At 68.1% G+C, this 12,380-nt stretch carries 11 protein-coding genes; 6 read left to right on the top strand and 5 right to left on the bottom strand.

Going from position 1 to position 12,380, the window contains the following annotated elements; translation table 11 throughout:
- Window positions 1-452 precede the first annotated feature (452 nt).
- Window positions 453-1,070 carry an Rv1476 family membrane protein gene (locus tag OG579_RS02120; protein ID WP_328857901.1) on the bottom strand — a complete coding sequence of 206 codons (618 nt, stop codon included), beginning with the start codon at window positions 1,068-1,070 and terminating at the stop codon, window positions 453-455.
- 299 nt (window positions 1,071-1,369) lie between these two features.
- On the opposite strand from OG579_RS02120, the gene OG579_RS02115 reads away from it, so the two are divergent.
- The 4 genes from OG579_RS02115 (at window position 1,370) to OG579_RS02100 (ending at window position 6,788) form a co-directional block, all read left to right on the top strand.
- On the top strand, window positions 1,370-4,189 hold the full coding sequence (locus OG579_RS02115; protein WP_328857900.1) for an aconitate hydratase: 2,820 nt from the start codon (window positions 1,370-1,372) through the stop codon (window positions 4,187-4,189).
- A gap of 130 nt (window positions 4,190-4,319) precedes the next feature.
- Window positions 4,320-4,892, top strand: a complete 573-nt coding sequence (locus OG579_RS02110; RefSeq protein WP_328857899.1) for a TetR/AcrR family transcriptional regulator — start codon at window positions 4,320-4,322, stop codon at window positions 4,890-4,892.
- Between the two features lie 48 nt (window positions 4,893-4,940).
- Window positions 4,941-5,150, top strand: a complete 210-nt coding sequence (locus OG579_RS02105; protein ID WP_328857898.1) for a hypothetical protein — start codon at window positions 4,941-4,943, stop codon at window positions 5,148-5,150.
- A 114-nt stretch (window positions 5,151-5,264) separates the two neighbouring features.
- Window positions 5,265-6,788, top strand: a complete 1,524-nt coding sequence (locus OG579_RS02100) for an AMP-binding protein (RefSeq protein ID WP_328857897.1) — start codon at window positions 5,265-5,267, stop codon at window positions 6,786-6,788.
- 123 nt (window positions 6,789-6,911) lie between these two features.
- Here the strand turns inward: OG579_RS02100 and OG579_RS02095 are convergent, their stop codons facing one another.
- Window positions 6,912-8,543 (bottom strand): ABC-F family ATP-binding cassette domain-containing protein, encoded by a 1,632-nt coding sequence (locus tag OG579_RS02095; RefSeq protein ID WP_328857896.1) that lies wholly within the window; start codon window positions 8,541-8,543, stop codon window positions 6,912-6,914.
- Between the two features lie 149 nt (window positions 8,544-8,692).
- Here OG579_RS02095 and OG579_RS02090 point away from each other — a divergent pair, with 149 nt between their 5' ends.
- Window positions 8,693-9,442 (top strand): SDR family oxidoreductase, encoded by a 750-nt coding sequence (locus OG579_RS02090; RefSeq protein WP_328859131.1) that lies wholly within the window; start codon window positions 8,693-8,695, stop codon window positions 9,440-9,442.
- Window positions 9,435-10,580: a lycopene cyclase family protein gene (locus OG579_RS02085; protein WP_328857895.1), complete on the top strand. Its 1,146-nt coding sequence runs from the start codon at window positions 9,435-9,437 to the stop codon at window positions 10,578-10,580. The genes OG579_RS02090 and OG579_RS02085 overlap by 8 nt, the downstream gene beginning before the upstream one ends.
- On the opposite strand, the gene OG579_RS02080 is transcribed toward OG579_RS02085, so the two are convergent.
- From OG579_RS02080 to OG579_RS02070, 3 genes are read right to left on the bottom strand one after another with little or no spacing between them, the layout of a single operon-like run.
- A complete protein-coding gene (locus OG579_RS02080) occupies window positions 10,581-11,063 on the bottom strand; it encodes a MarR family winged helix-turn-helix transcriptional regulator (RefSeq protein WP_328857894.1) in 483 nt (160 codons plus the stop codon).
- Window positions 11,060-11,785 carry an SDR family oxidoreductase gene (locus OG579_RS02075; protein WP_328857893.1) on the bottom strand — a complete coding sequence of 242 codons (726 nt, stop codon included), beginning with the start codon at window positions 11,783-11,785 and terminating at the stop codon, window positions 11,060-11,062. The genes OG579_RS02080 and OG579_RS02075 overlap by 4 nt, the downstream gene beginning before the upstream one ends.
- Before the next feature lie 48 nt (window positions 11,786-11,833).
- A complete protein-coding gene (locus tag OG579_RS02070; RefSeq protein WP_328859130.1) occupies window positions 11,834-12,277 on the bottom strand; it encodes a DnaJ family domain-containing protein in 444 nt (147 codons plus the stop codon).
- Window positions 12,278-12,380 lie beyond the last annotated feature (103 nt).

Raw genomic sequence — 12,380 nt, 5'->3', positions numbered from 1 at the left:
GAGCGGCGGGACCCCGACGATCCCGAGCAGCGTGTGACGGGCGGCGCGGGCTCGACCACTGCGTACGTGATCGGCAGCCCGATGCGGAACGTCGCCTCACAGATGACTCCCTCGCAGAACTGACGTGCGGTCGCCGGCCGACGCCCCGAGAAGGCGCCGGACTCCAGTCGGAAACTCCGATCACGACCGCGAACTTGCGTCACGAAAGATGTCAACTTCCCCATCAACACCATCAATGACAGCTCGAACCGTACGCCACAATCGTCCCGAGTGAAACATGAGTCACAAATTACAATGGGGTGATTACCTGCGGATATGCCGTGAACTGGTGCTCATCACGAGAGCATTTCGGGAATCACAGAGGTGTCATTTCGTCATGACCCGACGGGGAGCGTCGTGATGCGTGGCGCGATGCGTGCGAACGGACGAATCAGACGCGCTCGGCGCCCGGGTCAGGCGTCGGGGGTCGAGGCCTTCGGTTCGGCGGAGTCCCCCGGCGTCGACGCGGCGGGCGCGGGGGTTGTCTCCGACCGCGTCGACCGGCGACGGCCGAGGATCCGGGCGGCGACGGCGCCGATCGCGACGACCACCACGAGCAGCACGGTGACGACCGTCCACGGGACCTGGGTCTGGTCGGTCATCCGGTCGAGGATCTGGTTGGCCCCGACGGTCGGGTTCGAGACGTTCAGGTTGTCCTGGGCCTGCTCGAGTTGGACGCGGCTGAAGTCGTCGGACGCCGAACCGATGGTGTTGGGGCCGAAGACGATGACGGTGCCGCCGGTCTTCTCCTGCAGGGCCGTGGCGATGTCGCGGTAGTAGGTGAAGCGCGGTTGCGCCTCGGTGAGCACCACGAAGTACATGTCGTGGCCCTCCGACTGCGCCTTCGTCACGACCTGGCGCAGACCGGCGGTGTCCTCGGCCGGTGCGTCGACGTGGTCGTCGGCCAGGCCGCGCTCGATGGCGCCCAGGTCGACGTCGTCGGGAACGATCGCGTGGAGCCCGGTCACCGTCTGCAGTGGGCCTTCGTGGGCCGGACTCGTCTGGTGCCACGGGAGCGAGGTCGGGGCCATGGCGTGTCGTTCCCTTCAGAGCTGACCGGTCGAGCCCGGTGCAACAGGCTCACATCAACAGGCACAGTACGACACAATCAAGACGCGCTGGGTCACCCGCTCGGTGACACCCACACCCGCTGTTCACCCGAACGCGCCGAGTTTTCACCGGGATCGATTCAACCAGTACGCGCGTACTGCTAGACTGGCGGCACGCATCGGGGTTCGTGTGACCGATGCCCCGCATACAGCGTCGGCCAGCCCGCCGGCGGCAAGTCGTCGGCCACGCCCAGCCGACCGAAGCGAGAGTGGAGTGTTCTGTGAGCTCGTCAATTGATTCATTCGGTGCCAAGGGAACGCTGGAGGTCGGTGAGAACTCCTACGAGATCTTCCGACTGAGCGCGGTCGACGGCGTCGACAAACTCCCCTACGCCCTCAAGGTCCTCGCCGAGAACCTGCTGCGTACCGAGGACGGCGCCAACATCACCAAGGACCACATCCAGGCGATCGCCGGATGGGACCCCTCCGCCGACCCGAGCGTCGAGATCCAGTTCACCCCTGCGCGCGTGATCATGCAGGACTTCACCGGCGTGCCCTGCATCGTCGACCTGGCCACCATGCGTGAGGCCGTGCAGGAGCTCGGCGGCGACCCGGACAAGGTCAACCCCCTCGCGCCCGCCGAGATGGTCATCGACCACTCGGTCATCATCGAGGCCTTCGGCAACGCTCAGGCGTTCGAGCGCAACGTCGACATCGAGTACCAGCGCAACGAGGAGCGCTACCAGTTCCTCCGCTGGGGCCAGGGCGCGTTCGACGACTTCAAGGTGGTCCCCCCGGGCACCGGCATCGTCCACCAGGTCAACATCGAGCACCTCGCCCGCTCGATCATGGTCCGCAACGGGCAGGCCTACCCCGACACCTGCGTCGGCACCGACTCGCACACCACCATGGAGAACGGTCTGGGCGTCCTGGGCTGGGGCGTCGGCGGCATCGAGGCCGAGGCGGCCATGCTCGGCCAGCCCATCTCGATGCTCATCCCCCGCGTCGTCGGCTTCAAGCTGTCGGGCGAGACGAAGCCGGGCGTCACCGCGACCGACGTGGTGCTGACCATCACCGAGATGCTGCGCAAGCACGGCGTCGTCGGCAAGTTCGTCGAGTTCTACGGCAAGGGCGTCGCCGCGGTGCCGCTGGCCAACCGCGCCACGATCGGCAACATGAGCCCCGAGTTCGGCTCCACCTGCGCGATGTTCCCGATCGACGAGGAGACGGTGAAGTACCTGCGTCTCACCGGTCGCAGCGAGGAGCAGCTCGCACTCGTCGAGGCCTACGCCAAGGAACAGGGCATGTGGCACGACGGCGAGAAGGAGCCGGTGTACTCCGAGTACCTCGAGCTCGACCTCGCGAACGTCGTCCCGTCGATCGCCGGCCCGAAGCGTCCGCAGGACCGCATCGAACTGTGGGACGCGAAGAACGCGTTCCGCAAGGACATCCACAACTACGTGGACGGTGAGAAGGAGCCGCAGAAGAACGGCGAGAAGGCGCGGATGTCGTCGGAGGGCGGCCCCGCGTCGGGCGGTGGCGCCGAGGGCGGCACCGTGAAGCTGCAGTGGGCCGAGGACGATTCCATCCCCAGCGCGGCCAAGGGTGCCGAGGGTCGTCCGTCCTCGCCGGTCCTGGTCGAGTCCACCGAGCGCGGCAAGATGGTCCTCGATCACGGCATCGTGTCGATCGCGTCGATCACCAGCTGCACCAACACCTCCAACCCGTCGGTGATGCTCGGTGCCGCGCTTCTCGCACGCAACGCGGTCGAGAAGGGTCTCACCAGCAAGCCGTGGGTGAAGACGTCGATGGCGCCCGGTTCGCAGGTCGTCACCGGGTACTACGAGAAGGCCGGCCTGTGGCCGTACCTGGAGAAGCTCGGCTTCTTCCTCGTCGGCTACGGCTGCACCACGTGCATCGGCAACTCGGGCCCGCTGCCCGAGGAGATCTCGAAGGCGATCAACGAGAACGACCTCACCGCGACCGCGGTGCTGTCGGGCAACCGCAACTTCGAGGGCCGCATCAACCAGGACGTCAAGATGAACTACCTGGCGTCCCCGCCGTTGGTCATCGCCTACGCGATCGCCGGCACGATGGACTTCGACTTCGAGTCCGATCCGCTGGGTCAGGACACCGACGGCAACGACGTCTTCCTCAAGGACATCTGGCCCTCGGGCGAGGAGATCGAGAAGACGATCGCCGAGTCGATCTCGCCGGAGCAGTACGCGGCCGACTACGCCGACGTGTTCAAGGGCGACGAGCGGTGGCGCGGGCTGCCCACCCCGGACGGCAAGACGTTCGAGTGGGACGAGAAGTCCACCTACGTGCGCAAGCCTCCGTACTTCGACGGCATGGAGCGCGAGCCGGCTCCGGTGAAGGACATCACGGGCGCACGCGTGCTCGCGAAGCTGGGCGACTCGGTCACCACCGACCACATCTCCCCCGCCTCGACGATCAAGCCGGGCACCCCTGCCGCGCAGTACCTCGACGCCAACGGGGTCGAGCGCAAGGACTACAACTCGCTGGGTGCTCGTCGCGGCAACCACGAGGTGATGATCCGCTCGACGTTCGGCAACATCCGGTTGCAGAACCAGCTGCTCGACGGTGTCTCGGGTGGATACACCCGTGACTTCACCCAGGACGACGCCCCGCAGTCGTTCATCTACGACGCCGCGCAGAACTACGCCGCGCAGGGCACCCCGCTCGTGGTGCTCGGTGGCAAGGAGTACGGCACCGGGTCGTCGCGTGACTGGGCGGCCAAGGGCACCAGCCTGCTGGGTGTGAAGGCGGTCATCACCGAGAGCTTCGAGCGCATCCACCGCTCGAACCTCATCGGCATGGGCGTCATCCCGCTGCAGTTCCCCGAGGGCGAGTCGCACGGGTCGCTGAAGCTCGACGGCACCGAGACCTTCGACATCACCGGTATCGAGGAGCTCAACAACGGTGGCGTCCCGTCGACGGTCAAGGTCGTCGCGACCAAGACCGACGGCTCGACTGTCGAGTTCGACGCGGTCGTGCGCATCGACACCCCCGGCGAGGCGGACTACTACCGCAACGGCGGCATCCTGCAGTACGTGCTCCGCAACATGATCAAGAACTGACCCGACCGGTTCTCGATGTACGTCCACGCCCGGTGGGTTCGGCACGCGCCGGATCCACCGGGTGTGTCGTATCCCCCCGTTCCCGTCTCACCCGTACCTGTCCATCACCGTCGACACAGGGGGTCGTCTCGTGCCGAAGGTCAGTGAGGACCATCTGGCTGCCCGTCGTCGCGAGATCCTCGCCGGCGCGCGCAGGTGTTTCGCCGAATACGGGTACGACGGTGCGACGGTGCGGAGGTTGGAGGAGGCGACCGAGCTCTCGCGCGGCGCGATCTTCCACCACTTCCGCGACAAGGAGGCGCTGTTCCTCGCGCTCGCCCACGAGGACGCCGAGCGGATGGCCGATGTCGCCGCCGATCAGGGGCTCGTGCAGGTGATGCGCGACATGCTCGACCACCCCGAGGAGTTCGACTGGCTCGGCACGCGCCTGGAGATCGCCCGCAAGCTGCGGACCGATCCGGCGTTCCGGTCGGAGTGGCTCGAGCGTTCGGCCGATCTCGAGACCGCCACCCTCGCCCGCCTCGAACGCCAGCGCAGCGCGGGTCGGTTGCGTGATGACGTGCCGACCGCGACCATCGTCGCCTACCTCGACCTGGTGCTCGACGGGATGATCACGCGTCTGGCGTCGGGTCGCGACACCGACGATCTCCACGCCGTCCTCGACCTGGTCGAGGAGTCGGTGCGGCGGGGCACCGCGGGCTAGGCCGGCAAATCCGAGCGCAAGTTCGTGACCTGCGCTAACGTCACGGCCATGATGGCTCAGGAGTACCGGTTCGGCCCCGGCATAGCGATCGGCTACGGCGCGACGGCGATCGCCGCTGTCCTGCTGTTCGTCGGGTTGATCACGGGGACGACGTGGCTGTGGGTGCTCGCCCTCGTTCTCTTCGTGCTCACCGGCCTGTGGTGGGGTGGGCTACGGCGGCAGTTCTTCCCGCACGAGGGGCGGTCCCGGAACCGATGACCGCGTCGGTGCCCGAAACGTAAGTTCACTTACTTTGCCCCGGCGGGGCGGATCGATCGTTACCATCGGGGTCACCGAGTGATCGCTCGGTCGTCTCTGATCGGAAGGCCCTCGATGTTCCCTGGAGTGTTCGCAGCGACCACCCCTGACGCACTGGCGGCGATCATGCCGTCGACCGGACAGCAGCTGACCTACGCCGAGCTGGACGACCGGTCGACCCGGCTCGCCAACCATCTCCACGGACTCGGGTTGCGCCGCGGCGACTGCATCGCCCTGGTCTCCGACAACGACCTTCGTGTGTTCGAGGTGTACTGGGCCGCACTGCGTTCCGGGCTCTACATCACCCCGGTCAACAACCACCTCACCGCTGCGGAGACCAACTTCATCCTCGACGACTGCGGTGCGCAGGTGCTCTTCGCGTCCGCGGCGTGTGCCGACTCCGTGGCCGACAGCGGCGCGGTGGCCTCGATTCGCCACCGCATCGCGTGGGGCGGCCTCGAGGGCTTCGAGGACTACGACGAGGTCCTCGCCGCGGCGTCGTCCACCACGCCGACCGATCAGCCGCGCGGTCACGACATGCTGTACTCCTCGGGGACCACGGGTCGCCCCAAGGGCATCCGGCCGCCGCTCCCCGAGGGGCAGGTCGACGAGGTCCCCGACATCTACACCGCGATCTTCGCCCCGATGTACGGCTTCGACGCCTCCACCGTCTATCTCTCGCCGGCGCCGCTGTATCACGCTGCGCCGCTGCGGTATTGCGGGATGACCCAGTCGGTCGGCGGCACGGTGGTGGTGATGGACCGGTTCGACGCCGAGACGGCGCTGTCGCTGATCGACGAGTACCGCGCGACCCACAGCCAGTGGGTGCCCACCATGTTCGTGCGCATGCTGAAGCTGCCCGCCGAGGTGCGCGAGAAGTACGACGTCTCGTCGATGAAGGTCGCCATCCACGCCGCTGCGCCGTGCCCGGTGCACATCAAGCAGGCCATGATCGCGTGGTGGGGGCCGGTGATCGAGGAGTACTACTCCTCCACCGAGGCCGTCGGTGCCACCTTCATCAACAGCGAACAGGCTCTCGCGCACCCGGGTTCGGTCGGCAAGCCACTCCTCGGCGTGATCCATGTGTGCAGCGACGACGGCGCCGACCTGCCCGTCGGTGAGACCGGCACGGTGTATTTCGAACGCGAGGCGCAGGCGTTCGAGTATCACAACGACCCCGACAAGACCCGTGCCGCACAGCATCCCGAGCACCCCCTGTGGGCCACCACCGGCGACGTCGGACACGTCGACGACGACGGATTCCTGTACCTGACCGACCGCAAGGCGTTCATGATCATCTCCGGTGGCGTGAACATCTATCCGCAGGAGGCCGAGAACGTGCTCATCGGTCACCCGGCGGTGTTCGACGTCGCGGTGATCGGCGTCCCCAACGACGAGTTCGGTGAAGAGGTGAAGGCCTGCGTCGAACTCGAACGCGGGGTGGAGCCCTCGGATGCCCTCGCCGAGGAGCTCATCGAGTTCACCCGGGCGTCGCTCGCGGCCCACAAGGCGCCGCGCACCATCGATTTCGTCGACGAACTCCCCCGCACGCCCACCGGGAAATTGGTCAAGCGAGAACTCACCAAGCTGTACAAGTAAGAGGTTCAGGCGAGCTCGATGAGCTCTGTGACACCGCGGAGGAGCTCATCTCCGCACAATGTCGTCAAGCGAGCTCGATGAGCTCTGTGACACCGCGGAGGAGCTCATCTCCGCACAGTGTCATCAGGCGAGCTCGATGAGCTCCTGGTACTCGTCGGACCAGTGGTCCTCGGTGCCGTCAGGTAGCAGGATGACCCGCTCGGGCTCCAGCGCCGCGGCGGCACCGGGGTCGTGCGTCACCAGCACCACGGCCCCGGCATAGGTGCGCAGGGCGTCGAGGACCTGCTCACGCGAGATCGGGTCGAGGTTGTTTGTCGGCTCGTCGAGGAGAAGCACGTTGGCGGCCGAGGAGACCAGCCCGGCCAACGCCAGACGGGTCTTCTCGCCACCGGAGAGGGTGCCGGCGGGCTGCTCGAGCTGGGGGCCGGTGAACATGAACGCACCGAGGAGACCGCGCAGGTCCTGCTCGCCTGCGTCGGGGGCGGCGTGGCGGATGTTCTCCCACACCGACGCCCGGTCGTCGAGGGTGTCGTGTTCCTGGGCGAAATAGCCGATCTTCAGGCCGAACCCCGGTTCGAGGGACCCGGTGTCGGGCTTCTCGACGCCGGCCAACAGCCGCAGCAGTGTGGTCTTGCCTGCGCCGTTGAGGCCGAGGATGACCACGCGTGATCCCTTGTCGATGGCGAGGTCGACACCGGTGAAGATCTCCAGCGAGCCGTAGATCTTCGTCAACCCCGACGCCATCAGAGGCGTCTTGCCGCACGCCGCGGGCTCCGGGAAGCGGATCTTCGCCGTCTTGTCCGACACCCGCTCGGCGTCGAGCTCGTTCATCATCTTGTCGGCGCGCTTGAGCATGTTCTGCGCGGCGACGGCCTTGGTCGCCTTGGCGCCCATCTTCGCGGCCTGCACACGCAGGGCCCCGGCCTTCTTCTCGGCGTTGGCGCGTTCACGCTTGCGGCGCTGCTCGTCGGTCGCGCGGGCGTCGAGGTATTTCTTCCACGTCATGTTGTAGACGTCGACCTCGCTGCGCACCGCGTCGAGGAACCACACACGGTTGACGACATCGGCCAGCAGGTCGACATCGTGGCTGATGACCACCAGCCCGCCCTCGTGGTTGTGCAGGAACTGCCGCAGCCACGCGATCGAATCGGCGTCGAGGTGGTTCGTCGGCTCGTCGAGCAGCAGGGTGGTGTTCGACTTCCCGCCACTGCCGTCGGACGCCGCGAACAGGATGCGCGCCAACTCGATCCGTCGGCGCTGACCGCCGGAGAGCGTACGCAGCGGTTGTTCGAGTACGCGGTCGGGCAGGCTCAGGCTGTTGCAGATCCGTGCCGCCTCCGACTCGGCGACATACCCGCCGAGCGAGGAGAACCGATCCTCGAGCTCGCCGTACTTGCGTACCGCCCGGTCGAGGGCGTCCAGATCGGCCACCTCGGCCATCAACGCCTGCTGCTTCTCCAGATCACGCAACAGCGTGTCGAGTCCACGAGCGGACAGCACGCGATCCTTCGCCAACATCGACAGGTCCCCCTCTTTGGGGTCCTGCGGGAGGTAGCCGATCTCGCCGATGACGCTGACCGAGCCCGCATAGGGCTCGCCCTCGCCCGCGAGCACGCGCAGTGTCGTCGTCTTGCCCGCGCCGTTGCGCCCGACGAGGCCTATGCGGTCGCCGGGCTGGATGCGGATCCCCGGTCCCGGGACGCTGAGGAGCGTGCGGACGCCCGCGCGTACCTCGAGGTCGGTTGCCGTGATCACGTCGACTGACTTTACGCGGTGTTCAGCGCCTCTTTTCCCACCGTCGTCGGCGGTGGGAGCTCACGGGCTCGACTACGGTTGCCGATGTGACCGGATCAACACCCCCCACCCCTGGAAACGACGCTGCAACCCCCTCGGGCGGACCGGCGCTGACAGGGAAGTCGGCCCTGGTGACCGGCGCGAGCCGGGGTATCGGATTGTCGATCGCGGCCGAGCTCGCCCGACGTGGGGCCGAGGTCACCATCACCGCCCGCAAGGCCGACGCACTCGAGGCGGCGGCGGAGTCGATCCGCGCCGAGGTTCCCGGGGCCACCGTGACCGTCTCGGTCGGCAACTCCGGGTCCGCCGAGGATCGCGCGGCGGCGGTGGCCGCGGCGGCGGCGCACACCGGAACGGTCGACATCCTCGTCAACAACACCGGCATCAACCCGGTCTACGGCCCGCTCATGGACGCCGACCTCGACGCGGTGCGCAAGATCTTCGACGTGAACGTCGTCGCGATGCTGGGGTACATCCAGGAGTGCCACCGGGCCGGGATGGGTGAACGCGGCGGCGCGATCGTCAACATCGCCAGCACCGCGGGCCTGCGATCGACCGGGGTCATCGCGGCGTACGGCGCATCGAAGGCCGCGGTCATCCGACTCACCGAGGAACTCGCCGCCGAGCTCGGTCCGGGCATCCGAGTGAACGCGATCGCGCCGAGCGTGGTCAAGACGAAGTTCGCCGAGGCCCTCTACGCGGCCGACGAGGAGGCCGTCGCCTCCCGGTACCCGCTCCGCCGTCTGGGTGTCCCGCAGGACGTGGCGTCGCTCGCGGCCTTCCTCGTCGGGGACGAGTCGAACTGGATCACCGGTGAGACGATCCGTATCGACGGGGGCATGTTGGCCGCAGGTGGCTGACCCCCGGCTGCGCCGACACGATCTCGCCGTCGTCGGCGCCGGTCCGGCCGGCCGCGCCCTCGCCCATCGCGCCGCTCGCGCCGGTCTCGATGTCGCGCTGATCGATCGTGCACCGCACCGGCCGTGGCGGGCGACCTATTCGGCGTGGACCGACGAACTGCCCACCTGGCTCGACCCCGGTGCCGTCGAGCACGCCGTGCCGTCCATCGCGGTCTACTCCCCCGGCCGGCACCGCATCGACCGCGGCTACTCGGTGCTCTCGGAGACCTTCGTCGACACCCTCACCCTGGACGACGTCACGGTGGTCGCCGGCACCGCCGGTCACGTCGCCGCCGACCGCGTCGAGCTCGCCGACGGACCCCCGGTGGTCGCGGCCACGGTGGTCGACGCCCGGGGTGCGATGTCCACTGCGGGGCCCGCGCAGACCGCCTACGGCGTGTTCCTGCCCGCGGCCGCCGCGGAGCCGCTGCTCGACGGCGACCACGCGGTGTTGATGGACTGGCGTTCGGAACACGGTTGGGCGGGTGGGCAACCGAGTTTTCTCTACGTCGTGCCGGTCTCGGCCGGTCGCGTCCTGGTGGAGGAGACCTGTCTGGCCGGCGACCCGGCGATCGGCGTGGGTGACCTGCGCACGCGGCTGCACCGCCGACTGGCCCGGTCCGGTGTCGACGTCGGCGGGTACGAGAGCGACGACGCGATCGAGCGCGTGCACTTCGCCCTCACCGCCGGGGGTGCGCGGCCCTGGGAGCACCGACCCACCACGCACGGCGCGGCGGGTGGCCTGATGCACCCCGCGACGGGCTACAGCGTCGCGTCATCACTGCGATGGACCGACACCGTGGTCGAGGCACTGGTGGGCGGCCACGATGTGGGCGAGGCGCTGTGGCCCACCGGTGCGCGAGGGGTCCACGCGCTGCGGCGCAGAGGTCTCAACGCGCTGCTGCAGCTCGACGGGCCCTCGACGGTCGCGTTCTTCGACGCGTTCTTCGCGATGCCCCCCGAGCGGCAGCGTGCCTATCTCAGCGGCCGCGACGACCTGTCCGGGGTGATGGCGGCGATGATGACGATGGCGTGGTTCGCCAGGCCGCGCCTGGGTCTGCGGGTCGCGCGGGGAGCCACCGCCCTGCCGCGGTGGTGACTAGTCGTCTTCTGCGGTCGGATGGTCGGTGGCGGCCTGGTGCGTGATCGCGTGAGGGCTGTCAGCGGCCAGGAGCCGGCTGAGGAGCCCGGCCAGGTGGTCGAGCTCGTCGCCGGACAGTGCCGCCACCGAGGCCGGTGGCCGTGCCAGCACCGCGTCGGCCGTCTCCACGGCCGCCCGGCCCGCATCGGTGAGCGTGACGAGCTTGCGCCGTCTGTCGTCGGGGTGCGGACGTCGTTCGACCAGCCCGTGGCGTTCGAGCTTGTCGACGATCAGCGTCGTGTAGGGGGCGTCGACGTTGTTCGCCTCGGCGAGTTCGCGCAGCGTCATGGGGTGCTCACGCAGCCCGAACAGCACCTTGCCGCGGCCGCCTCCGAGTCGGAAACCGAGGGTGTCGGCGAGCTCGGCACGTCGGTTCTGGGCCTCGACGTAGCGGTACATGAGCGACCACACCCGTTCGCCGTGGGTGACGTCGTCAGTCACCACGGCACCGTCCGCCCCAGGTAGTCGACGTAGCGCAGACCGGGTGTCCCGGCGAGCGCGTCGATCGTCCGCACGACGTTGGGGATGGACTCGTCGACCGTCAGGCGGGCGTCGGTGCCACCGAGATCGGTCTGGACCCACCCCGGGGCCATGAGTACCAGCGATCGTTTCTCGTCCCCATGGCGCGCCGCGTAGCTGCGCATGTACGTGTTCAGCGCCGCCTTGCTCCCGCGGTAGACCTCGTGGCCACCGTGCACGTTGTTGGTGACGCTCCCCTGCCCGGACGACATGACGCCGATCGTGCCGTCCGGCTCCACCAGATCGGCCAGGGTCTCGACGACCCGCAGGGGGCTCAGGGCGTTGGTGATCATCACGCGCGCGAACTCCTCGTCGGTCGTCTCGGCGACGGTGCCCTCGGGGGAGTTCGTGACGCCCGCGTTGACGAAGACCAGGTCGAAGGTGCGATCCGACAGACGCTCGTGCAGCGCGGCGATCTGCTCGGGCGCGGTGATGTCGACGGTCTCGATCTCGATCGACCGGTCGTCGCGATCGGCCAGGTCGTGCAGCGGTGTGCGATCGGTCCCGCGCACGGTGGCCACCACCTCCCGTCCGAGACGCGACCATTCGTCGGCCAGGGCGAGACCCAGGCCGCGGGAGGCGCCGATCAGCAGGATGCGGTCGAGAGGCCGGCGAGGGCTCTGCAGTAAATCAGTTGTAGTCATAACAATCATTGTTACCACTACAACTGTTAGACCGCCACCGATGGAGCGTCACCGATGCCTGTGGCGCAGCAGCGCTCGCCAACGCTCGACCATGTCCTCGACGTCGATGATGGACACGACGATGCGTGACGCCGGACCGAGCGACGGTGCCAGTCGCTCGTGCTTCACCCTGCGGTTGAAATCGACGAGGATGCGGCGCACGGCCTCCTCGTCGCGGATGTCGCGCAACGACTCCGGGTACTCCTGCCGTTCGCGTCGCAACTGCAGCGCGGCCGGCAGCAGCGTCGTCGAGTCGAGGTCCTCGTCGCGGATCTTCTGCTTGGCCCACCAGTCGGGGTCGTCGAGACCGCGCAGATCGAGGGGCTTCCCCAGTCCGGGCAGGTCATCGAAATCGCCGCGCTCGTGCGCCTCCCGGATCAACCGGTCGACACGTGATTCCGGGGTCGACGGCTGCTGCCACCGTCGCCGTCGGCGCGCGCGCCTCTCGTTCAGACCTGGGGGCGCGTCGGCGTCAGGAGACGTGTCCGAGTTCGACGTCGCAGTCGGTTCCGACGTCGCGTGGGAAGGATCGGGCCGCTCGGGGCCGGTGTGAGGA

Source organism: Williamsia herbipolensis (genome assembly GCF_036153515.1).
Taxonomy (GTDB): domain Bacteria; phylum Actinomycetota; class Actinomycetes; order Mycobacteriales; family Mycobacteriaceae; genus Williamsia_A; species Williamsia_A herbipolensis.
Note: the sequence above shows the minus strand (reverse complement) of the source record. Positions and strands in the feature narration are given on the sequence as shown.

What these genes read in the sequence shown, in the direction of transcription:
- OG579_RS02120 (WP_328857901.1), bottom strand. Translation starts at nt 1,070, where the DNA reads ATGGCCCCGACCTCGCTCCCGTGGCACCAGACGAGTCCGGCCCACGAA.
- OG579_RS02105 (WP_328857898.1), top strand. Translation starts at nt 4,941, where the DNA reads ATGATGGCTCAGGAGTACCGGTTCGGCCCCGGCATAGCGATCGGCTAC.
- OG579_RS02100 (WP_328857897.1), top strand. Translation starts at nt 5,265, where the DNA reads ATGTTCCCTGGAGTGTTCGCAGCGACCACCCCTGACGCACTGGCGGCG.
- OG579_RS02075 (WP_328857893.1), bottom strand. Translation starts at nt 11,785, where the DNA reads ATGACTACAACTGATTTACTGCAGAGCCCTCGCCGGCCTCTCGACCGC.